The organism is Pseudomonas sp. P8_229 (assembly GCF_034008635.1).
GTDB lineage: Bacteria > Pseudomonadota > Gammaproteobacteria > Pseudomonadales > Pseudomonadaceae > Aquipseudomonas.
Map to the genome: position 1 here is coordinate 4392891 of NZ_CP125378.1, position 20810 is coordinate 4413700.

Annotated in this window: 20 protein-coding genes; 10 read left to right on the forward strand and 10 right to left on the reverse strand. The window is 62.2% G+C overall.

Annotation, left to right across the window (positions count from 1 at the left end; genetic code table 11):
* Positions 1-314: 314 nt before the first annotated feature.
* The 4 genes from QMK55_RS19800 to QMK55_RS19815 form a co-directional block, all read right to left on the reverse strand.
* A complete protein-coding gene (locus tag QMK55_RS19800; protein ID WP_320329811.1) occupies positions 315-2003 on the reverse strand; it encodes an ATP-dependent DNA ligase in 1689 nt (562 codons plus the stop codon).
* Positions 2000-3034 carry a ligase-associated DNA damage response exonuclease gene (locus tag QMK55_RS19805; RefSeq protein ID WP_320329812.1) on the reverse strand — a complete coding sequence of 345 codons (1035 nt, stop codon included), beginning with the start codon at positions 3032-3034 and terminating at the stop codon, positions 2000-2002. The genes QMK55_RS19800 and QMK55_RS19805 overlap by 4 nt, the downstream gene beginning before the upstream one ends.
* A 191-nt stretch (positions 3035-3225) precedes the next feature.
* Entirely contained in the window at positions 3226-5676 is a 2451-nt protein-coding gene (locus tag QMK55_RS19810) for a penicillin acylase family protein (RefSeq protein WP_320329813.1), read from the reverse strand.
* A 275-nt stretch (positions 5677-5951) separates the two neighbouring features.
* Positions 5952-6596 carry a glutathione binding-like protein gene (locus QMK55_RS19815; protein WP_320329814.1) on the reverse strand — a complete coding sequence of 215 codons (645 nt, stop codon included), beginning with the start codon at positions 6594-6596 and terminating at the stop codon, positions 5952-5954.
* A 144-nt stretch (positions 6597-6740) separates the two neighbouring features.
* On the opposite strand from QMK55_RS19815, the gene QMK55_RS19820 reads away from it, so the two are divergent.
* Positions 6741-7298, forward strand: a complete 558-nt coding sequence (locus QMK55_RS19820) for a cysteine hydrolase family protein (RefSeq protein ID WP_320329815.1) — start codon at positions 6741-6743, stop codon at positions 7296-7298.
* Between the two features lie 147 nt (positions 7299-7445).
* Here QMK55_RS19820 and QMK55_RS19825 read toward each other — a convergent pair whose 3' ends face one another.
* The 4 genes from QMK55_RS19825 to QMK55_RS19840 are packed head-to-tail and all read right to left on the reverse strand — an operon-like array spanning position 7446 to position 9168.
* Complete coding sequence (locus QMK55_RS19825) at positions 7446-7655, reverse strand: SEC-C metal-binding domain-containing protein (protein WP_018607772.1); 210 nt, start codon at positions 7653-7655, stop codon at positions 7446-7448.
* Positions 7652-8146 (reverse strand): LEA type 2 family protein, encoded by a 495-nt coding sequence (locus QMK55_RS19830; RefSeq protein ID WP_320329816.1) that lies wholly within the window; start codon positions 8144-8146, stop codon positions 7652-7654. The genes QMK55_RS19825 and QMK55_RS19830 overlap by 4 nt, the downstream gene beginning before the upstream one ends.
* A 43-nt stretch (positions 8147-8189) precedes the next feature.
* On the reverse strand, positions 8190-8666 hold the full coding sequence (locus QMK55_RS19835; RefSeq protein WP_102358817.1) for a YchJ family protein: 477 nt from the start codon (positions 8664-8666) through the stop codon (positions 8190-8192).
* Positions 8667-8670: 4 nt separating this feature from the next.
* The gene (locus QMK55_RS19840) at positions 8671-9168 is read right to left on the reverse strand and encodes a DUF6231 family protein (protein ID WP_102358816.1); all 498 of its coding nucleotides are present in this window, start codon (positions 9166-9168) and stop codon (positions 8671-8673) included.
* Positions 9169-9365: 197 nt separating this feature from the next.
* Here QMK55_RS19840 and QMK55_RS19845 point away from each other — a divergent pair, with 197 nt between their 5' ends.
* From QMK55_RS19845 to QMK55_RS19860, 4 genes are all read left to right on the forward strand, one after another.
* A complete protein-coding gene (locus QMK55_RS19845; RefSeq protein ID WP_102358815.1) occupies positions 9366-10061 on the forward strand; it encodes an OmpA family protein in 696 nt (231 codons plus the stop codon).
* An 89-nt stretch (positions 10062-10150) separates the two neighbouring features.
* Complete coding sequence (locus tag QMK55_RS19850) at positions 10151-10873, forward strand: OmpA family protein (RefSeq protein WP_102358814.1); 723 nt, start codon at positions 10151-10153, stop codon at positions 10871-10873.
* A 162-nt stretch (positions 10874-11035) separates the two neighbouring features.
* A complete protein-coding gene (locus tag QMK55_RS19855) occupies positions 11036-11311 on the forward strand; it encodes a DUF1145 domain-containing protein (RefSeq protein WP_102358813.1) in 276 nt (91 codons plus the stop codon).
* Positions 11304-12062, forward strand: a complete 759-nt coding sequence (locus QMK55_RS19860) for a collagen-like protein (protein ID WP_102358812.1) — start codon at positions 11304-11306, stop codon at positions 12060-12062. Before QMK55_RS19855 ends, QMK55_RS19860 begins: the two co-directional genes overlap by 8 nt.
* Positions 12063-12133: 71 nt before the next feature.
* Here the strand turns inward: QMK55_RS19860 and QMK55_RS19865 are convergent, their stop codons facing one another.
* The gene (locus tag QMK55_RS19865; RefSeq protein ID WP_320329817.1) at positions 12134-12598 is read right to left on the reverse strand and encodes a DUF2269 family protein; all 465 of its coding nucleotides are present in this window, start codon (positions 12596-12598) and stop codon (positions 12134-12136) included.
* 99 nt (positions 12599-12697) lie between these two features.
* Here QMK55_RS19865 and dinG point away from each other — a divergent pair, with 99 nt between their 5' ends.
* The 5 genes from dinG to pdxH all read left to right on the forward strand — a co-directional run bounded on the left by dinG (position 12698) and on the right by pdxH (position 20552).
* Positions 12698-14842 carry an ATP-dependent DNA helicase DinG gene (dinG, locus tag QMK55_RS19870; protein ID WP_102358810.1) on the forward strand — a complete coding sequence of 715 codons (2145 nt, stop codon included), beginning with the start codon at positions 12698-12700 and terminating at the stop codon, positions 14840-14842.
* 92 nt (positions 14843-14934) lie between these two features.
* Entirely contained in the window at positions 14935-17289 is a 2355-nt protein-coding gene (locus tag QMK55_RS19875) for a beta-galactosidase (RefSeq protein WP_102358809.1), read from the forward strand.
* A 213-nt stretch (positions 17290-17502) separates the two neighbouring features.
* A complete protein-coding gene (locus QMK55_RS19880; RefSeq protein WP_102358808.1) occupies positions 17503-18648 on the forward strand; it encodes a serine hydrolase domain-containing protein in 1146 nt (381 codons plus the stop codon).
* Between the two features lie 113 nt (positions 18649-18761).
* A complete protein-coding gene (locus tag QMK55_RS19885) occupies positions 18762-19880 on the forward strand; it encodes an OmpA family protein (protein ID WP_102358807.1) in 1119 nt (372 codons plus the stop codon).
* 24 nt (positions 19881-19904) lie between these two features.
* On the forward strand, positions 19905-20552 hold the full coding sequence (gene pdxH / locus QMK55_RS19890) for a pyridoxamine 5'-phosphate oxidase (RefSeq protein WP_102358806.1): 648 nt from the start codon (positions 19905-19907) through the stop codon (positions 20550-20552).
* A gap of 5 nt (positions 20553-20557) precedes the next feature.
* Here the strand turns inward: pdxH and QMK55_RS19895 are convergent, their stop codons facing one another.
* On the reverse strand, positions 20558-20794 hold the full coding sequence (locus QMK55_RS19895; protein WP_102358805.1) for a hypothetical protein: 237 nt from the start codon (positions 20792-20794) through the stop codon (positions 20558-20560).
* Positions 20795-20810 lie beyond the last annotated feature (16 nt).

A 20810-nucleotide genomic window follows, 5' to 3' on the forward strand; every position in this document is an offset into this window, starting at 1 on the left:
TTTTAAAAGGTTGGGGGAGGGGGCGACGAGAGGGATTGGTGCACGGAAATGGACGTCCGTTAACGACTGCACCAAGATGGGTCGATGCAGGCATTTCTTTATGGTTGAGAGACCTTGGGGTGAGGCGGTGATTTGTGGTGAGTGGATCTGTGGTGAGGGGATTTGTCCCCGATGGGTTGCGAAGCGGCCCCCAGTGTTCTTTCAGCAAACCGCGTGTACCGGATTTGCGGCTGCTGCGCAGCCGATCGGGGATAAATCCCCTCACCACAGGGAATTCATTCAGGACGATTGGAGGTTTGTCCCGGAAAACCGGGTCAGGCCAGCAGATCCTGCAGCGTCGCCAGGCTATCCGCTTCATCCACGTGCTTGTCCTGCCGCCAGCGCAGCATCCTTGGGAAGCGCACGGCGATCCCGCTCTTGTGCCGGCGCGACAGGGCGATGCCTTCGAAACCGAGCTCGAACACCAGGCTCGGCTTGACGCTGCTGACCGGGCCGAATTTTTCCACGGTGGTCTTGCGCACGATGCTGTCGACCTGGCGCATTTCCTCATCGGTCAGCCCCGAATAGGCCTTGGCGAACGGCACCAGTGCGCGTTGGCTGGACTCGGGCGGGCCATCCCACACCGCAAAGGTGTAATCGCTGTACAGGCTGGCGCGCCGCCCATGACCGCGCTGCGCGTAGATCAACACCGCATCGACGCTGAACGGGTCGACCTTCCACTTCCACCACACACCCATGTCCTTGGTCCGGCCCACGCCATACAGCGCATCGCGGGCCTTGAGCATCATGCCCTCGACCCCCAATCGCCGCGACGCTTCACGCTGGCGGGCGAGGTCGAACCAGTCGCTGCCAGTCAGAACCGGTGAGGGCAGTAACACCGGGGTGTTACTGCGGGCGATGACCTGTTCCAGTTGCGCACGCCGTTCGGCTTGCGGGCGGTTGCGCCAATCCTCGCCCTGCCATTCCAGCAAGTCGTAGGCGAGCACCACCACCGGCACCTCTTCGAGGATTTTCTTGTCGAGAGTCTTGCGCCCGATGCGTTGCTGCAGCAGGGCGAACGGTTGCACGGCCGGCGGCGCTGTCGATTGCGGATCGAAAGCGTCTTCGGTGCTCGGGTGGGTGCTTTTCCAAACCACGATTTCGCCGTCGATCACCGTACCGTCGGGCAACCCATGTACCAGAACGTCGAGTTCCGGGAAGCGCTCCGTGACCAGCTCTTCACCCCGCGACCAGACCCACAGACGCCCGTCACGCTTGACCACCTGCGCCCGGATGCCATCCCACTTCCATTCCACCTGCCAGTTGCTCGCCGGCCCCAGCAGCGCTTCAAAGTCTTCCACCGATTGCGACAAGGCGTGCGCGAGGAAAAACGGGTAGGGCTGGCCGCCGCGCTGGGCGTGTTCGTCGGCAGATTCTGCGGCGATCAGTTTCAGGTAGCTGGCGGCATTCGGTCGGTTCGACAGGTCGGTGTAACCCACCAGCCGCTGCGCCACGCGCTTGCTGTCCAGGCCCGCCATCGACGCCAAGGCGCGGGTGACCAGCAGTTTCGATACCCCGACGCGAAAGCTGCCGGTGATCAACTTGATGCACAGCATCAGGCTCGGCCGATCCAGTTGCGCCCACAGCGTTGGCAAGTGGCGGGCGAGGTATTCCGGGGTTTCACCGCGCAACGGCAGCAGCTTGTGTTCGATCCATTCGGCCAGGCCCGCCTCGGAGCTGTGCGGGTTTTCCGGTAGCACCAGCGCAATGGTTTCCGCCAGATCGCCGACCGCCTGGTAACTCTCCTCGAACAGCCACGGTTCGAGCCCCGAGGCCTCGACGGCCAACTCGCGCAGGGTACGCACCGGCACCAGTTGCCGTGGGCGCCCGCCGGACAGAAAGTACGCCGCCCACGCCGCGTCCTGCGGTGCCGCCTGGGCGAAGTAGTTTTGCATGGCCGTCAGTTTGGCGTTGCTCGACGTGGTGGCGTCGAGTTCGGCGTACAACTCGGCGAAGGCTTTCATGCTTGTACCTCGGCGATAACCGGCTCGGCGCCAATGTTTTCCTCTTCGTCGTCGCCGTATTCGGTGTTGAAACCGTGCGCGTCCAGACCTTGTTCGCGCAGATGACGCACCAGCACGCCGATCGAGCCGTGCGTGACCATCACCCGCTCGGCGCCAGTCTGGTTGATGGCCCAGAGCAGGCCGGGCCAGTCGGCGTGATCCGACAGCACGAAGCCGCGATCCACGCCACGCCGACGGCGGGTGCCACGCAGGCGCATCCAGCCGCTGGCGAAAGCGTCGCTGTAGTCACCAAAACGGCGCATCCAGGTGCTGCCACCGGCCGAGGGCGGGGCGATGACCAGTGCCTGACGCATGATCGGGTCGGACTTCTTCACATCGCCGGCGTAGATCGTCGGCGGCAGGTACACCCCAGCCTCGCGGTAGACCCGGTTCAGCGGTTCGACCGCGCCATGGCTGAGGATCGGCCCGAGGCTGGGGTCAATGCCATGCAGAATCCGCTGGGCTTTGCCGAATGAATAGCAGAACAGCACGCTGGCCTTGCCGGCGGCGATGTTCGCCTGCCACCACTGATTGATCTCGCTGAACACCTGCGCCTGCGGCTGCCAGCGGTAGATCGGCAGGCCGAAGGTCGATTCGGTGATGAAGGTGTGGCAGCGCACCGGTTCAAACGGCGCGCAGGTGCCATCGGGTTCGATCTTGTAGTCGCCGGACGCGACCCAGACTTCACCGCCGTATTCCAGGCGCACCTGAGCGGAACCGAGCACATGCCCGGCAGGGTGGAAACTCAGGGTCACCCCGTGATGAGTCAGACGCTGACCGTAGGCGAGGGTTTGCAGATGGATGTCCTGGCCGAGGCGGGCGCGCAAGATCCCTTCGCTGGCGCTGCTGGCAAGGTAGTGCTGGTTGCCGCTACGGGCGTGATCGCCGTGGGCATGGGTGATCACCGAGCGCTCGACCGGGCGCCACGGGTCAATATAGAAATCCCCGGCAGGGCAGTACAAACCTTCGGGGCGGGCGATAACAAGATCCATGTCGTTACCAGAATGGAGGGGCTTGTTAGCTATGAGGTTGGCGCGAAGTCAGAAGTTCTATTGATTTTGCGGATACCGCACGATCGTTCCCACGCTCTGCGTGGGAATGCCTCAAGGGACGCTCTGCGTCCAGTGACGCGGGGCGTCACGGGCTGCATTCCCACGCGGAGCGTGGGAACGATCATGGGGGGTTATTTCCCGGGGGTGAGGGTCAAACGCGTCTTGCCATACACCCGGTCAAAGTTCTGCGGCTGCATTGGCAAGCCGATGTACTGGCCCTTGAGCCAGGCGTCGATGCCGTTGAGGTAGTTCGGGCTGGCCGGGTTGCCGGATTGGCCGGTGCCGTTCTGCCCCATCAACGGCTCGGTCTGGCTGAAGTCGACGATGAAGCGCATCGACGGCGCACGCGTGGTGTTGAAGTCCTGGCCCCAGGCAAATGCCGCCGTATTCAGGGTGGTGTGGTCACCGCCTGCAGCGATTGGACCGCGAACAGTCTGGCCGTTGGCATTCTTCCACTCGTAGCCATGCAGTTTGCCCCACTGCCAAGCCTTGTGATCGCCACCCAACTGACTGTCGCCAGCGTTGATCGCGGCCGCCAGACTGCGCGCCAGAATCTGCGCTTTGTCTTCTTTCTGCGGGGTCCGAATGTCATCCCAGAATGGGCTGTCTTCGCGTCCGAGCAGGTGATCGGCCTGTGCCGAGTAGGACAAATCGCCATTGGCGACAAAGGCTTTCCACGCCGGGCTCGACTCGGGGCCGAGTTCGTCGAGGAAGATCTGCTTCATGCTTTCTTGCAGGAACAGTTCATAGATCGCCGCGTCAGCGGAGGTCGGGCTGAGCTTGCCGTCGAAGGCCATCAAGCGGGCGAAGGCTTCGCGGGCCTTGCTGCGATCGGCTTCCGGCAGGGCGTCGATCGCCTGTTTCAGTGGCTGTTTCATGCCCGGGGCTTCGAACATTTTCTTCAGCTTGGCGGCAAACGTCGTGGTCTGGTCGTACTGCATGGCGATCACGCTGCGACCGTCCTGTTTGCCGCTGCCGGCCAGTTCGGCCAGGCGCTCGCCACGTTCCGGCGCCGCCCAGGAGTTGGACAACTGCATGCCGTAACCGTGAGGAATCACCCGCTGGTTGGCGGTGCCGAGCCAGCCTTGGCTTGGGTCCTGATCGTACGGGTGCAGCATCGGGTCGGCGTAACCGTCCCAGTCGTAGCGACCTTCCCAACCCGGCGATGGCAGCAGGCCTTCGCCTTCGCGACGGTTCGGAAAACGCCCGGTGACCTGCCAGCCGATGTTGCTGACGTCGGCGAACACCATGTTCAGGGCAATGGCGCGGATTTCGCGGCTGGCGTCCGAGGCGCGTTCAACGTTCTGCGCGCGGGTCAGGTCAAAAAACGCGTCCAGCGATTTGTCGTCGGTGAAACTCGGGGTTTGCAGGGCGAGGCCAAAACCGTTGCCCTGCGCCGCTGCCTGGGCGCTGTTGAGCAGCGCACCATGGCGGGTTTCGTACACCGCTTCGCGAATCGGCCGCTGGCCTTTGACGAAATAAGTTTCGTTGCGCACGCTCAGCGGCTGCCATTTGCCGTTGACCTCGTAGGTCAGGCTGCTGCCCTGACGGCGGATTTTTTCCAGAAACAGATCCTGGTTGTCGCCGAGCACGCTGGTGGCGCTCCATGCGACTTTGCCGTTGAAACCACCGAGGACCATCGGCAAACCGGCAACCGTGACACCGGCGGCCTGATACTTCGGCGCGCGAATCTGCACGAAGGTCCACAGCGACGGTGCCGCCAGTGGGCCGTGGCTGTCGCTGGCGAGAATGCTCTTGCCGCTGCGGCTGCGTTGGGGGGCGATGGCCCAGTTGTTCGAAGTGCTGGTGCCGAGCAGATTCACCGCCGCCAATTGTTGGCTGGCGTTGCTCAGTTCGCTCAGGCCCGGGATCTGCCCGTTGAGCTTGAGGCCTTGCAGCTTGTCGGCCTCGGCCAGCGGCAGGTTCTCGTCCGGGGCAGACGGGGTCAGCCAGGCGAGTTTGTCGCTGGTCACGGTTTGCGCCAGCACCAGGGATGAGATCTCTTCCGGCAGGTTGGCCGACTGGCTGAAGTTCAGCAGCGCAAACATCAGCGCCGAATCTTCCGGTTTCCAGTATTGCGGCTTGTAGCCGCTGGAAGCGAGGTCGCCCGGCAGTTTGTCGGCGTAGCGGAACAGGTAGGCGTTGACGCCCCGTGCATAGACTTCGAAGAAGCGCTTAAGCCGTGGCGACGAGGCCTTGTACAGCTCGTCGGCGCTTTTCTTCAGGTTGACCGCGCGCATGTAGCGGTCGGCGTCGAGCATCGAGGCACCGGACATTTCCGCCAGACGGCCCTGAGCCAGCAGGCGCAGGGTGACCATCTGATTGATGCGGTCGCTGGCGTGGACGTAGCCGAGGGTGAACAGTGCGTCGTGGAAGCTGTTGCTTTCGATCAACGGCATGCCCATGGCATTGCGGCGTACCGAAACGTTCTGCGCCAGGCCCTTGAGCGGTTGCACGCCGGAGGTGGGCGGGAGGGTGTCCTGAGCGTTCCAGGTCTGGCAACCGGACAGGCTCAAGACACCGGTCACTGCTGCGGCAACGCCGAACCGGGGAAGAAAATGTGTAAGGGCTGGCGAGGCCATGGCAAAGCTCCTGCGGGGGTGTAGAGGCTGGGGGCGCAATAAAGCCGCTACGTTAGTGAGCAGGAGGTGGCCGCGCAAGCGGGGCGAGTGGTTATTTCTGCGTTTACCCAGAACCTGTGGCGAGGGGATTTATCCCCCGATGGGCTGCGAAGCGGCCCTGATTCCTGCAACCGGGATAGGGCTGACCCACCGAGATTGCAGCTTCGGGGCCGCTGCGCAGCCCATCGGGGCGGTGCGACGTCGCGCTAAATCCCCTCACCACAAAGGAACTTCAATCAGGCTTTCGGCGGGTTGATCTTCTGCACCAAGGCATACGCCTTCACCGTCGCCGGGCGATCCTTGATCTGGTTGAACCAGCGCAGCACATGCGGGAAGTCCTCAAGGTTCTGGCTCTGCCATTTGTGCGAGACGATCCACGGGTAGATCGCCATGTCGGCAATGCTGTACTCGCTGCCGGCGACGAATTCGTGGTCAGCCAGTTGCTTGTTCAACACGCCGTAGAGGCGCGCGGTTTCGTCGATGTAGCGTTTGATCGCGTAGGGGATTTTTTCCGGGGCGAACTGGCTGAAATGATGATTCTGCCCGGCCATCGGCCCCAATCCGCCCATCTGCCAGAACAGCCATTGCAGCGCCGTCTGCCGGCCGCGCAGATCCTTGGGCAGGAACTTGCCGGTCTTCTCTGCCAGGTACAGCAGGATCGCCCCGGACTCGAACAGCGACAGCGGCTCGCCACCGTCGGCCGGTTGATGATCGACGATCGCCGGAATGCGGTTGTTCGGGGCGATTTTGAGAAAGTCCGGCTGGAACTGCTCACCCTGGCTGATGTTGATCGGATGCACGTTGTAGGGCAGGCCGGCCTCTTCGAGGAACAGCGAGATTTTGTGGCCGTTTGGGGTGGTCCAGTAATACAGATCGATCATTGAAAGCTCCAGATCAGCAATGGGCTTGGTTGCGCAGAGCAAACGCCGGCATCAGGTCGTCCGGTGTGTTCGATAGCTTGCTTAATAAGTAGAGGTGATGCTGAACTGCGGTAAATTCAATGACCCTGTGTGAGAAAAAACGCCATGGAGCTTCAGGCCAACGCCGCACTGATCATCATCGACCAGCAACAGGGCATTCTGCATCCGCGTCTGGGACGGCGGAATAATCCCCACGCCGAGGATCGAATCCTCGATCTGCTGGGGTTCTGGCGAGATAGCGAGCGGCCGGTGATTCATGTGCAGCACCTGTCGCGTGAACCGGGTTCGGTGTTCTGGCCAGGGCAGTCAGGGGTGGAGTTTCAGCAGCGGTTTTTGCCGCAGGAGGGCGAATGGCTGATCCAGAAACAGGTGCCGGACGCGTTCTGCTCGACAGGGCTGGAGGCACGCTTGCGTGAAGCAGGAATCAGGCAGTTGATCATCGTCGGCGTGGCGACCAACAACTCGGTTGAGTCCACAGCGCGCACAGCGGGCAATCTGGGGTTCGAGGCATGGGTGATCGAGGACGCGTGCTTCACCTTCGACAAGGCCGATTATTTCGGCACACCGCGATCAGCCGAAGCGGTGCACGGGATGTCGCTGGGGAATTTGCACGGGGAGTATGCGACGGTAACCGGCAGTGCGCGGATTCTGGCGGCTGGCTGAACATCTCGGGTGAATGTAGCGGCCCTTTCGCGAGCAAGCCCGCTCCCACATTCGACCGCGTTCCTGCGGACTGAACGCGGTCGAATGTGGGAGCGGGCTTGCTCGCGAAGGCGGTGTGTCAGGCGAAGAAGATCTTCACTTGAAGCATCAAGCGCCGTGGCACTTCTTGAATTTCTTGCCGTTGCCGCATGGGCAAGGGTCGTTGCGGCCGACGTCTTTCAGGGCGTTGCGCACCGGTTCCTGGTGGGCGTGGCCGCAGTTCGGGCCGTGGACATGGCCATGGTCATGGTCATGATCGTGATGATGGTCATGATCGTGGTTGCAGTCAGGGCCATGGACATGAGGTTGCTGGGTCATCGGTGTTGCTCCGGAATTAAATCGGCGGGGATTATCACGCCATTGCGCTCCAGGTGCACGTAGTGGGCGATGAATAAACCGGTTTCCATTTCACCCTGCAATCGATACGGAATCTGCTGGTTGGGACTTTTCAGCATTTTCACCACGTCTTTTACCCGAGGCCACAGGTTGGTGCGGATCGGTACTTTGAAATACGCACTGCGTTTCGGCCCGACGGTGAACCAGTGCTCATGCTCGCCTTCAGCCAGCAGCAGGTCGGCCAGATGAATGCGATATTCCAGGCTGCGCACGGTCAGGTCGCTGTCGTTGGGGTTGTCGATGCGAAAGTGCAGGATGAATTTCTGTTCGAGCAGCTTGGCCCGCACCACCTCGACTTTCACCAGGTGGACGGCGGGGTCGACGCTGTCATCGCTGAACCACGAGGCGCAACCGCCGAGGTTCAGCAACAGCATCAACAGCAAGCCATGAAGTGTGCGGCGGTGACCGAGCATCGAAAAAACTCCCTTTGTGCCCCAGTCTAGTCGGCGCTTTCCTTTATGCGCCGAAATACCCCGCGCAGCACTTCTTGAATTTCTGCCCGCTGGCACACGGGCAGCTGTCGTTGCGCCCCAGTTTCAGTTGCACGGTCGGGTCGATGAAGTACCAGCGCCCGCTGTTCTGCACGAAGGATGAGCGCTCGCGGTGGCTGTGTTCGCCCTGACTGTCGTGCCAGCGCGCGGTGAAGGTAACGAAGGCATGCTCGGGCTGGCCGCCGAACACTTCCGAGCTTTCGACCGCAAGGCCGAGCCAGGTGCTCTGCGCGCTCCAGGCGCTGATCGACTGGCGATCCAGGCCTGCCTGCTGGGCGGGCAGGGTAGTTGCCACCAGATAATCGATCAGCCCCAGCACATAGGCGCTGTAGCGCGAGCGCATCAGCGCTTCGGCGCACGGCGCGGGATGGCCTTCGTGATAGTGACCGCAGCAGGCCTCCAGCAGGTTGCCGCTGCCGCATGGGCAAATGGCTGTACTCATTGCATTACCACCAGTATTTCCCGAAGTTTTCCGGATTGGCCCAGAACCGCGCGTTGAGCCAGTCGGGGACTTGTTTGTAGTCAAGCAGATCGTAGGTGAACAGTGTCAGCACTTGATCGTCGCGCTGGAAGCGTTCGCTGGCTTGCAGCGCCAGCGAGTAGAAATCGGTTTGCTGCCAGCCGCTGGCGGCCAGGTCTGCCAGCACTGCAATGCGGCTGGCGTTGAGGTTGCGGATCCCGCCCAGCAGGTTCAGGCCGTCGCGCTTGGGCAAATGTTCCAGGCAATCGACCACCAGCGCCAGATCAAAACGCTGTGCCGCGAGCTCTGCAGGCAACGCGCCGGGCGCGGCATGGGCGACCACACGGTCCGGGTGCGCTTCCTTGAAAGCGCTCAGGGCCGGAAATTCGCTGGCGCCGATCAGCAGCAACCGCGCCGGGGCATAGCGATCCAGTAAAGCGGCCAGCGCCTGTTGCGGCGTGCGCGAAGAAATGGCGACGTTCATCGTAGCTCCTCAATCAGATCGCCAAGACTAGCGCGCCAGACGGATCCGGCCTAGACCCCGATTTGTCGCGCATGGCAAAAGTGCCGAATCACTGTGAACACGCTCCCAAATGCCAGTGGCCTATTGCTGGCGGAGATTAAAACTCCGGTCTTTACTCCGTGAATCGGTTCTAAGCCGATCCCTCAGGAGAAAACCAGATGAGCATAGTTCGGACAGCATTACCTTTGATTCTGCTAACCAGTGTGTTGACTGGTTGCGCAGGTTTGCAGAAAACCGACTGGCCGACCTGTGCGGCGGTCGGTGGTGTTGTCGGTGCCGGTCTCGGTGCGACGGAGAGTTCGTCGTGGGCCGGCTATGGCGCACTGTTGGTCGGTGGCACGGCAGCTGCCTATTGCTGGGTCCACGGTGACGGCGACGAAGACGGCGATGGTGTGCCGGACAGTCGCGACAAGTGCCCGCACACGCCTCGCGGCGTGCAGGTCGATGCTGACGGCTGCCCTCCACCAGCCCCGGCGCCAGTGGTAGAAGAGGCCGTTGTGGTCAAGGAAGAAACCATCGTGATCCGCGATGTACACTTCCAGTTCGACAAAGCCACCCTGACCGGCTCCGATAAACAGGTTCTGGACAAAGTCGCCACGCGCCTGAAACAAGAGTCGTCCACCGCGCAACTGACCGTGACCGGCCACACCGACAGCGTCGGCAGCGATGCCTACAACAAGAAACTGTCGGATCGCCGTGCGCACTCGGTGGTGGAATACCTGATCCAGCAAGGTGTGCCGCGTGCCAGCTTCGTCTCGGTATCGGGCATGGGTGAAAGCCAGCCAGTGGCGGATAACAAAACCGCTGACGGTCGCGCGCAGAACCGTCGTACCGAAATCAAAATCGTCCGCTAGCCCTCTCGCATCCGCGGCTTGTGCAGTCGCGGATGCGGGTCTTTACTCCTGTGTAACCGGTATGGGCCGGTGACACAGGAGCTTTCACAATGACTGTTTTCTCAAGGTCCGTCTTGCCGGTGCTGCTGCTGGGCAGCTTGCTCACCGGTTGCGCCACCCACAGCGATGGCGACGCCCCCCTCAATCAACGTACGTGGCCGATCTGCAGCCTGATCGGCGGGCTGGTCGGTGGCGGTCTTGGCGCCATTGAAAGTGGCGGCTGGGCCGGTGGCGGCGCGGCGCTGGGGATTCTTACCGGCGGGCTGATCTGCTATGCCCAGGATGGCGATGAAGACGGCGATGGCGTGTTCGACCGCCGCGACCGTTGCCCTGACACACCGGCCAATACCCCGGTCGATCATCGCGGCTGTCCGCTGCCGCAATATCCAGTCACTGCAAAAGCCCCAGAGCCTGCGCCGCAATCGGAAGTCATCACCCTCAGCGATGCCGGCAATGTGTTGTTCGATTTCGACAAGTCGGACCTGACCCCGGCCGCCAAGGCGCAGCTCGATACGCTGATGGATAAGTTGCGCAATGCCGACGTGGTCAGCATCAAGGTCATCGGCCACACCGACAGCAAGGGTTCGGATGCCTATAACCAGGCGCTGTCCGAGCGGCGTGCCAGCAGTGTCGCGGCGTATCTGCTGAGCCAGGGCCTGGAGCCGGGCAAACTGACCAGTGAAGGGCGTGGCGAGAGCGAGCCGGTAGCCGACAACGCGACGGAAGAGGGTCGGGCGAAAAACCGTCGGGTGGAGTTGCATATCAATCGCTAGGACGTGTCTGTAGTCCGCAGGCTAGAGCTGCCGGGCGACGATCATCGTCGAACCGGCAGCGATCCGACGACTGACAAAAGTTTTTTCTTTTATCCCTCTGGCTTATCCCCCGCCGAAGCCGTTACTGTGCGCCCAAAGAATAATTGCGACACGGGGGAGCGTATGAAGGTTTTCTGGGGGCTGGGGCGCTTGTTGACCCTGCTGTTCTGGTGCGTGGTGGTGGTCAATCTGCTGGTGCCGTTTGTTCATCCGCTGCATGTGCTGGTCAATCTGGCCGGCGCCCTGCTGCTGGCGCTGCATGTTCTGGAGTTGCTGTTCTGCCGCCTCAAGGGGCGTCCCAACCCGTGGCGCGACCGTCTGCGAGTCCTGCTGTTCGGCGTATTTCACCTGCAAACCATCCCGGCCCCGGCCGCTCCGGAGGCTTCTTCCCATGCGTAAACTTTGCCTGCTCGCTGCATTCATCAGTCCCCTGGCCTGCGCCCAGGTGGTCAGCGTCGAAACCAACTCGCTGATGCGTCTGCCCAACACCGCCAGCACCTTGCAGCTGGAACGGCTGGAAGTGGCGGACTACGGCACTTTGCTGATTCCCTCCAACGTGACCGAACTGACCGTTGGCGAATTGCGTCTGGGCCACGAAGCGCGCATCGCGATCGTCCCGAGCGAACAGGCGCTGGACATGAAAGTCAGCCGTGCGCAGTTGTCCGAAGGCAGCCTGATCACCGCTCGCGGCGCGCCGGGCACTTATGAAAAAGCCGCCCGTGCCGGGCGCAATCTGAATTTGCAGTTCAAGGCGTTGAATGCGCCAAAGCTGTTGGTTGATGCTCGTGGCGGTACGGGCGCACCGGGTTTTGTCGGCCTCGATGGCGGCAACGGTGAAGATCCGGGCTGCACCTGGGGCGAGGCCGGTCACGGTTTTGATGGCAGCAACGGCAGCGACGGTCAGCCGGGCGCACCGGGTGCGTTGGTGCGCCTTGAAGTGCCGCACGAGTTTCCGGCCGAGCTGATCAAGGTCAACGTCGCTGGCGGCGCCGGTGGCCCGGCGGGTGTCGGCGGCAAGGCGGGCCAGGGCGGCAAGTCCAAGGGCTGCCTGGTGTATCGCGCCGATGGCGGCAAGAGTGGCAAGGCCGGGGCTGATGGTCTGCCAGGGCCTGTGGGCGCGGCGGGTGCCGTGACCGTACAGCGCCTCTAAAAACACAGCACTTCTTAATTGTGGCGAGGGGATAAATCCCCTCGCCACAAATCGTGCTTGTCGTCAGCGGGTCAGAACATCGGTCGCGCCGCTGCAATCGCCACCAGCACCAACCCGACAATCAGATTGATCCCCACCACCCGGCGAATCCGCCCCAGCACCGCCGCACCCGCGGGCCAGTCCTTGGCTTCAACGGCCTTGCGCAACTCCGGCAGCATCAAGCCCTGAATGCGGATAAACAGCGCCGTCATCACCACGTACAGCCCGATCATCACCTGCACATACTTCGGCGCGGTCTCGAAACCGATCTGCTGCAAGTGCAGCATGCCGACGCCGCTGATCGGCAACAGGATCACCGCAACCCAGACCCAGCGGAAAAAACCTTGAAACACTTCCACCCACAAGGTCAGGCGAGCGGGGCCGTCGAGAGCCTTCACCGCCGCCGGACGCAGGACCATCCAGGCGAAAAACATGCCGCCGACCCAGACCAGGGCGGACAGGACATGCAGCGGATAAACGAGGCTAAAAGGTGTCATTGGGGTACTCCGTTCTGCGCGGGATCGATTCGCGGGGTATGATAGCCGCCGAACCGAACCACTGAAAATTTATCCAGCGTTTTTTGCGCCCGACACTCAATGATCAGCACTGAACTCAAAACCACGATCCAGGGCGCCTACTCGCGTTTTCTTGAAGCCAAGAGCCTCAAACCGCGTTACGGCCAGCGCCTGATGATCGCTGAAATCGCCAAAGTCCTCGGTGACATCGACACCGATGACGAAGGCCGGCGCAGTGGCGATCCGGCGATTGTCGCGGTGGAAGCCGGCACCGGTACCGGCAAGACCGTGGCCTACAGCCTGGCGGCGATTCCGACGGCGAAGCTGGCCGGCAAGCGCCTGGTGATCGCCACCGCGACCGTGGCCCTGCAAGAGCAGATCGTCTACAAGGATTTGCCCGACCTGATGCGCAACAGCGGGCTGAATTTCAGCTTCGCCCTGGCCAAGGGCCGTGGCCGCTACATGTGCCTGTCCAAGCTCGACATGCTCTTGCAGGAAGGCCACGCGCAAACCGCCACTGCGCAGCTTTTCGAAGAAGAAGGCTTCAAGATCGAGGTCGACGAGGCCAGTCAGAAGCTGTTCACCAGCATGATCGAAAAGCTTGCCGGCAATAAATGGGACGGCGACCGCGACAGCTGGCCGAATGCGTTGGAAGACGCCGACTGGGCACGCCTGACCACCGATCACAGCCAGTGCACCAACCGGCATTGTCCGAACTTCGGCCAATGCGCCTTCTACAAGGCGCGCGAAGGCATGGGCAAGGTCGACGTGATCGTCACCAACCACGACATGGTGCTGGCTGACCTGGCCCTGGGCGGCGGCGCGGTGCTGCCGGATCCGCGCGACACCATTTACGTGTTCGACGAAGGCCATCACCTGCCGGACAAGGCCATCGGCCACTTCGCTCATTACACGCGCCTGCGTTCCACCGCCGACTGGCTGGAAACCACCGCCAAGAACCTCACCAAACTCCTGGCCCAGCATCCCTTGCCGGGGGATCTCGGCAAACTGATCGAGCAAGTGCCGGAGCTGGCGCGAGAGATCAAGACCCAGCAGCAGTTCATGTTCACGGCCTGTGAACAGGTCGCCGATTTCAAACCCGGGGAAGACGTTGAGGGCCGTGAGCGGCCACGTCATCGTTTCGTCGCCGGCGTGATTCCCGAGCACATGCGCGAAATGGGCATCGAGCTGAAGAAGGGTTTTGCCCGTCTCAACGATCTGTTCACGCGCCTGACCGACCTGCTCAAGGAAGGCATGGACGGCGAGGTCAACATCGGCATCGCCAGCAATCAGGCCGAAGAGTGGTATCCGTTGTTCGGCAGCCTGTTGTCCCGGGCTTCTGGCAACTGGGAACTGTGGACCGCATTCACCGCTGAGGACCCGGAAGACAGCCCACCGATGGCCCGCTGGCTGACCCTGGCCGAAAGCGGTTCGCTGTTCGACATCGAGGTCAACGCCAGCCCGATTCTTGCCGCCGAGACCTTGCGTCGCAGCCTGTGGAACGTGGCCTACGGCTGCCTGGTGACGTCGGCGACGCTGACTGCGCTGGGCACCTTCGACCGTTTCCGCATGCGCGCCGGCTTGCCGAAAAAAGCCGTTACTGCCGTGGTGCCGAGCCCGTTCCATCACGCCGACGCCGGCGTGTTGCGGGTCCCGGATCTGAAGGCTGACCCGCGCGATGCCGCTGCTCACACGGCAGCGATCATTCGTGAGTTGCCCGATCTGGTCGAGGGTTCGCGCGGCACGCTGGTGCTGTTCTCTTCGCGCAAACAGATGCAGGACGTGTTCGACGGTCTCGACCGCGACTGGCGCAAGCAAGTGTTCATTCAAGGCAACCTGTCGAAACAGGAAACCCTGAACAAGCACAAGGCGCGGGTCGATGGCGGTGATTCCAGCGTGCTGTTCGGCCTCGCCAGTTTCGCCGAGGGGGTGGACTTGCCGGGGGCTTACTGCGAACACGTGGTGATCGCCAAGATCCCGTTCTCGGTACCGGACGATCCGGTCGAGGCTGCGCTGTCGGAGTGGATCGAGGCCCGCGGCGGCAATCCGTTCATGGAAATCTCGGTACCCGACGCTTCGCTGAAACTGGTCCAGGCCTGCGGCCGTCTGCTGCGTACCGAAGAAGACCGCGGCACCATCACCTTGCTCGATCGGCGGCTGGTCACCCAGCGCTACGGCAAGGCGATCCTCAATGCGTTGCCGCCATTCCGTCGTGAAATATCCTGAGACAACGGTGGGCAGTTTTGCCCGCCGCGCTGTCTATCTCTCTGCCATGCTTTTCCATTGGCCTTTTGGTCGTTAGGGAGAACTCCGTTCTTATGATTCGCCGCTCGTTGCCTGCCGTTTTTGCCTTGATCTTCGCCGCCCCGTTGCTGGCGGCGCCTGCCGGTCAACAGACCCTGTTCAACTTCGTCCGTCCCGCCGACGTGGTGAAAATCGTCACCGAAAACACTGATCTGCCACAAGCCAACGCCGAGCAAACCCCGGAAGGTGAAGTGCTGCGTCGGGTGACGTTCAACCCGGTAGCGCGTCCGACCCTGCGCCTGACCCCGCAGACTGGCGTCTGGGACTGGTCGCAGTCGGGCATGATGACCCTGCGCCTGCAAAGCGCAATGAACTGGGCCGTGACGGTCTACGTGCAAATCCAGAGCAACAATGGCCAGACGCTGACCAGTCGCGTCGACCTGCCTGCCGGTCCTGCGCAAACCCTGCTGGTGCCGCTGGTCGCGACCTCGCCACTGAGCCAGGGCATGAAGGCCGGGCCGCCGATGCCGATGACCGTTGACGGCCAGCGCATTCTGCTGGCCAGCAGCCGCGGTGAACTGGATCGCAGCCAGGTGGTGTCGGTCAGTCTGTGGATGGATCAGCCGAAAGCCGCCCAGAGCTTGCTGCTCGAACGTTTCGGTGTGCAGGACGGTGACGCGGTGACCCAGGCTGTCTACGGCAATCTGGTGGATGCTTACGGTCAATCGACCCGCAGCAAATGGCCGGAAAAAGTCAGCAGCGATGAACAACTGAAATCCGCCGCTGCCAAGGAACAGCAACAGCTGAAAACCTGGCTGGCCGAGCGCGAAAAGTCTTCGCTGGACAAATTCGGTGGCTGGAACAAAGGCCCGGCGTTCAAGGCCAGTGGCTTTTTCCGCACCGAAAAGCGCGATGGTCGCTGGTACCTGGTGACGCCTGAAGGGCATCCGTTCTATTCGCTGGGAGTCAACACCGTCAGCCCGCAGGTCAACCAGACCTACGTGGCCGGGCGTGAATGGATGTTCGAATCCCTGCCCAAACCCGACGAGCCGCTCGCCAGCCATTTCGGTGAAGGCGACAATCGTGGTGGCAATGGCGCCGATCAGGGTCGGGGCTACAACGCCGGGCGCTGGTACGATTTCTACGCGGCCAACCTGCAACGCCTGTACGGCGAACCTTGCGCAGCGCAGACCAAAGCCGAACCAGCAGCCGAGCCGACAGCGGCCGTACCCTGCAAAGCCACGGTCGACGAGCAGAAGTGGGCCACACATACCCTCGATCGCCTGCAAGCCTGGGGCTTCAACACCGTTGGCAACTGGAGTGCCGATTCGCTCAGCGACGCCGAGCGGGTGCCGTACACCTTGCCGCTGTCGATCGTCGGCGATTACACCAGCATCAGTACCGGGACCGACTGGTGGGGCGGCATGCCTGACCCGTTCGATCCGCGCTTCGCCATGGCCACCGAGCGCGCCGTGGCCATCGCTGCCCGCGATCATCGTGACGATCCGTGGCTGATCGGTTACTACGCCGACAACGAACTGGCCTGGGCTGGTCCCGGCGACGATCCGCAATCACGCTACGCCCTGGCCTATGGCACGTTGAAAATGACCACCGACGTGCCGGCCAAGCGCGCGTTCCTCAAGCAACTGCGCGACAAGTACCGCAACCAGGCGGGCCTGTCGAAAGCGTGGGGCATTGATCTGCCGGCGTGGGAGTTGATGGAGGACCCGGGTTTCGTGCCGCCGATGCCGAATCCGGAGCACCCGGAAATTGAAAACGATTTCAAATATTTCCAGAAGGTATTCGCCGATACCTACTTCAAGACCATCTCCGATTCGCTGAAATGGCACGCGCCGAATCAGTTGCTGTTGGGCGGCCGGTTTGCCACCAGCACCCCGGAAGCCGTGGCGTCCTGCGCGCAATATTGCGATGTGCTGAGTTTCAACATGTACACGCTGAAGCCGCAGGACGGATATGACTTCGCCGCCTTGCGCGCCCTCGACAAACCGGTGCTGATCACCGAATTCAATGTCGGCTCGACTGACCGTGGACCGTTCTGGGGCGGTGTGACGCCGCTGGCGAAGGAAGAGGATCGCGGCCCGGCGTACGCCACCTTCCTCAAACAGGCGTTGAGCGAACCGTCGATTGTCGGTGTGCACTGGTTCCAGTATCTGGACCAACCGGTGACCGGGCGTCTGCTCGATGGCGAGAACGGGCACTTCGGTCTGGTGGGGATTACCGATCTGCCGTATCAGGGCTTCGTCGAGGCAGTGCGCAAGAGCAACCTGCAGGTGATTGATCAGTTGGGCAAGGAGGCGGAGAAAGCCGCTGCGGTCGCTGGCCATGAAGCTGCAGGCGGGCGCAAGGGTGAAGCCGGAAAAGGCCCGGGGGCCGGGCATGCGGGTGGGCATTCAGGGAATGGTCACTAAGGTTTAGACCGCGTCATCGTTCTTCGCGAGCAAGCCCGCTCCCACGCTGATCTTCAGTGCAGCAGAGATCGAGTGTGGGAGCGGGCTTGCTCGCGAAGGCGCCAGTAGCCTCACCACAGCATTCAACCGTCCGGCCCGCAGCTGTTCCCAAATTCCTCAAGGGCTGGAACAATGCGGGCCACTTTGTAGAGCGTTTTCGCGGGGGAGTTGCGGGTGCAGATTCAGGGACATTACGAGCTTCAATTCGAAGCGGTGCGCGAGGCTTTCGCGGCACTGTTCGACGATCCCCAGGAACGCGGCGCAGCCTTGTGCATCAAGGTCGGCGGAGAAACTGTCCTCGACCTCTGGTCCGGCACCGCCGACAAGGACGGCACCGAGGCCTGGCACAGCGACACCATCGCCAACCTGTTCTCTTGCACCAAGACTTTCACAGCGGTCACCGCGCTGCAACTGGTGGCCGAAGGCAAGCTGCAACTGGATGTACCGGTTGCCCGCTACTGGCCGGAATTCGCCGCCGCTGGCAAAGAAACCATCACCCTGCGTCAATTGCTCTGCCATCAGGCCGGTCTGCCGGCCCTGCGCGAGTTACTGGCGCCAGCCGCCCTCTACGAATGGCAAACCATGGTCGACGCCCTCGCCGCCGAAGCACCGTGGTGGACGCCGGGCACTGGCCACGGCTATGCCGCCATCACCTATGGCTGGCTGGTCGGGGAATTGCTGCGTCGGGCTGACGGTCGTGGGCCTGGCGAGTCGATCGTGGCCCGTGTTGCCAAGCCGCTGGGGCTGGATTTCCATGTCGGCCTGGCTGACGAAGAGTTCTACCGCGTGGCGCATATCGCCCGTGGCAAGGGCAACGTCGGTGATGCCGCTGCCCAGCGCCTGTTGCAAGTGACCCTGCGCGAGCCCACCGCCATGACCACCCGCGCCTTCACCAATCCGCCGTCGGTGCTCACCAGCACCAACAAACCGGAATGGCGGCGTATGCAGCAGCCTGCCGCCAACGGCCATGGTAATGCGCGCAGTCTGGCCGGTTTCTACGCAGGCCTGCTCGACGGCAGCCTGCTGGAAAGCGAAATGCTTGAGGAGCTGACCCGCGAACACAGTTTCGGCGAGGACAAGACCCTGCTGACCCGCACCCGTTTCGGCCTGGGCTGCATGCTCGATCAGCCGGACATGGCGAATGCCACCTACGGCCTCGGCCCGCGCGCGTTCGGTCATCCGGGGGCGGGCGGTTCGGTGGGTTTTGCTGATCCGGAGCACGATGTCGCGTTCGGTTTTGTGACAAATACCCTTGGGCCGTACGTCTTGATGGATCCGCGCGCGCAGCAGCTGGCGCGGGTACTTGCCACTTGTCTGTAAAGCGTTACATGAGGTTCCAGGTTTGGAACCAGTTCCGGTTTTTCGATTCAAAGCGTCTGTTTATCCGGGCAAAAGAGCTCTGATCTTTCATTACTTCACTTTGTGGATTTTCAATGTCGTCCAAAAAAACTCTCGCCCTGGCCCTGTGTGTTGCGATTACCGGTTGTGCACAGACTCCTAAAAACGATGCGGACGGTGGCAGTTGGTGGCCGTTCGGGTCCTCTGACAAAGTGGCGGCCAAAGAGCCGGCACCGGCTCCTGCCCCGCTCAAACCTGCCGCCACCGCACCTGTGGCCAAGACTGAAAGCAGCAGCCACTGGTACTGGCCGTTCGGCAGTTCCGATGATGCGGCCGCCAAGACCGATGTGAAACCTGAAGTCAAACCAGAAGCCAAACCGGTTGCAGTGGCCAAGGCCGACGCTGACACCGGCACCAAGTGGTGGTGGCCGTTCGGCGGCAAGGATCAGTCCACCGCCAAAGTGGTGCCGATGCCTGACCCGAAAGTCACCCAGGCCTGGCTGGATGACTACGAACCGCGCCTGCGTGCGGCGATCAAGGACAGCAACCTGCAACTCGAACGCCGTGACAACGTGCTGGTGGTGATTGCGCCGGTGGAAGGCTCGTTCAACCCGAAGCGCCCAGCGATGCTGCTGCCGGTGACTCTCAGCCCGTTCACCAATGTTGCGAAAATCCTCGAAGCTGACCCGAAAACCGCGGTACTGGTGCTCGGTCACAGCGACAACACCGGCGCTGCGCCAGCCAACGTCAAACTCAGCCAGGAGCGCGCCCAGTCCGTGGCGGCGATCTTCCGCCTGAGCGGCTTGCAGCGTGATCGCCTGATGCTGCGTGGCATGGGCGGCGATGCCCCGCGTGCTGCCAACGACAGCGCTGAAGGCCGTGCCCTGAACCGTCGCGTCGAACTGCTGGTGACTCCGCAGAACACCATGGTTGCCCTGCTGAGCAAATACAACATGCCGGCGCCGGCTCCGACCACGATGATCGCCGCACAGGACGTCAAGCCTGTGGCCAAACCGGTCACCCCGGCGCCAGCGACTTCGAAGGCCGCCGTACCTGCAAGCAAAAAGGCTCCAGCGAAGAAAGCCGCCGCCAAGGCACCCGCGAAGAAAGCGGCGACCAAGGCTGCGGCGAAAACGCCGGCCAAAAAAACCGCTCCAGCCAAAGCGGCGGCCACTGACAAGAAAGTCGCTGCCACCGATACTTCCAAGCAGTGATCCGCTAACGAAAAGGAATGCGCCATGACCCAGGCTCTGGCAGATATGCGTCGTGATTACACCCGGGATGGTCTGACCGAGGCGCAAGCCCCGGCCGAACCCTTTGCGCTGTTCCACCAGTGGTTTGCCGACGCGGTGAAAACCGAACAGGCGCCAGTGGAGGCCAACGCCATGACCCTGGCCACGGTCGATGCGGACGGTCGACCGCATTGCCGCATTCTGCTGCTCAAGGGGCTGGACGAGCAGGGCTTCACCTTCTTCACCAACTACGACAGTGCCAAGGGCCAGCATCTGGCGGCCAATCCGTTTGCCGCCATGACCTTCTTCTGGCCAACCCTGGAGCGCCAGGTGCGCATCGAAGGGCGTGTGGTGAAAGTCACGCCTGCAGAGTCCGACGCGTATTATCAGGTGCGTCCGCTGGGCAGCCGGCTCGGGGCCTGGGCCTCACCGCAGAGCCGGGTGATCAACGGGCGTGGCGAGCTGGAAGATTTGCTCAAAGCCACCGAGCAGCGCTTCAGCGACACCCAGCCCGACTGCCCGGAACACTGGGGTGGCTATCGTCTGCTGCCGGAGCGCATCGAATTCTGGCAAGGCCGTCCAAGCCGTCTGCACGATCGCCTCAACTACCGTGTGCAGGGCGCCAACTGGATTCTTGAACGTCTGGCGCCTTAAGCAGTCTACCGAGCGTGATAGCCTGCCGCAGTGGCCTCAAGCCACTTCGGCAAGTCCCGACGCTTGATCTTCTGTGCCTGGGCATGGGCTAATTGTTCGAGCATGAAGGCGCGTTTGCCTTCATCGTTGCCCGCCAGGGACAACGCCAGGTCACGATCCATCCAGCGTTTGATCCGCACGTACAGCCACCCGTGGAAGTACAGACCGGCGACGGTGGTGACGAAAATGATCAAGTAATCCATGAAAATCCTTGGGTCG

What these genes read in the sequence shown, in the direction of transcription:
- QMK55_RS19800 (WP_320329811.1), bottom strand. Translation starts at nt 2,003, where the DNA reads ATGAAAGCCTTCGCCGAGTTGTACGCCGAACTCGACGCCACCACGTCG.
- QMK55_RS19805 (WP_320329812.1), bottom strand. Translation starts at nt 3,034, where the DNA reads ATGGATCTTGTTATCGCCCGCCCCGAAGGTTTGTACTGCCCTGCCGGG.
- QMK55_RS19810 (WP_320329813.1), bottom strand. Translation starts at nt 5,676, where the DNA reads ATGGCCTCGCCAGCCCTTACACATTTTCTTCCCCGGTTCGGCGTTGCC.
- QMK55_RS19815 (WP_320329814.1), bottom strand. Translation starts at nt 6,596, where the DNA reads ATGATCGATCTGTATTACTGGACCACCCCAAACGGCCACAAAATCTCG.
- QMK55_RS19820 (WP_320329815.1), top strand. Translation starts at nt 6,741, where the DNA reads ATGGAGCTTCAGGCCAACGCCGCACTGATCATCATCGACCAGCAACAG.
- QMK55_RS19825 (WP_018607772.1), bottom strand. Translation starts at nt 7,655, where the DNA reads ATGACCCAGCAACCTCATGTCCATGGCCCTGACTGCAACCACGATCAT.
- QMK55_RS19830 (WP_320329816.1), bottom strand. Translation starts at nt 8,146, where the DNA reads ATGCTCGGTCACCGCCGCACACTTCATGGCTTGCTGTTGATGCTGTTG.
- QMK55_RS19835 (WP_102358817.1), bottom strand. Translation starts at nt 8,666, where the DNA reads ATGAGTACAGCCATTTGCCCATGCGGCAGCGGCAACCTGCTGGAGGCC.
- QMK55_RS19840 (WP_102358816.1), bottom strand. Translation starts at nt 9,168, where the DNA reads ATGAACGTCGCCATTTCTTCGCGCACGCCGCAACAGGCGCTGGCCGCT.
- QMK55_RS19845 (WP_102358815.1), top strand. Translation starts at nt 9,366, where the DNA reads ATGAGCATAGTTCGGACAGCATTACCTTTGATTCTGCTAACCAGTGTG.
- QMK55_RS19850 (WP_102358814.1), top strand. Translation starts at nt 10,151, where the DNA reads ATGACTGTTTTCTCAAGGTCCGTCTTGCCGGTGCTGCTGCTGGGCAGC.
- QMK55_RS19855 (WP_102358813.1), top strand. Translation starts at nt 11,036, where the DNA reads ATGAAGGTTTTCTGGGGGCTGGGGCGCTTGTTGACCCTGCTGTTCTGG.
- QMK55_RS19860 (WP_102358812.1), top strand. Translation starts at nt 11,304, where the DNA reads ATGCGTAAACTTTGCCTGCTCGCTGCATTCATCAGTCCCCTGGCCTGC.
- QMK55_RS19865 (WP_320329817.1), bottom strand. Translation starts at nt 12,598, where the DNA reads ATGACACCTTTTAGCCTCGTTTATCCGCTGCATGTCCTGTCCGCCCTG.
- dinG (WP_102358810.1), top strand. Translation starts at nt 12,698, where the DNA reads ATGATCAGCACTGAACTCAAAACCACGATCCAGGGCGCCTACTCGCGT.
- QMK55_RS19875 (WP_102358809.1), top strand. Translation starts at nt 14,935, where the DNA reads ATGATTCGCCGCTCGTTGCCTGCCGTTTTTGCCTTGATCTTCGCCGCC.
- QMK55_RS19885 (WP_102358807.1), top strand. Translation starts at nt 18,762, where the DNA reads ATGTCGTCCAAAAAAACTCTCGCCCTGGCCCTGTGTGTTGCGATTACC.
- pdxH (WP_102358806.1), top strand. Translation starts at nt 19,905, where the DNA reads ATGACCCAGGCTCTGGCAGATATGCGTCGTGATTACACCCGGGATGGT.
- QMK55_RS19895 (WP_102358805.1), bottom strand. Translation starts at nt 20,794, where the DNA reads ATGGATTACTTGATCATTTTCGTCACCACCGTCGCCGGTCTGTACTTC.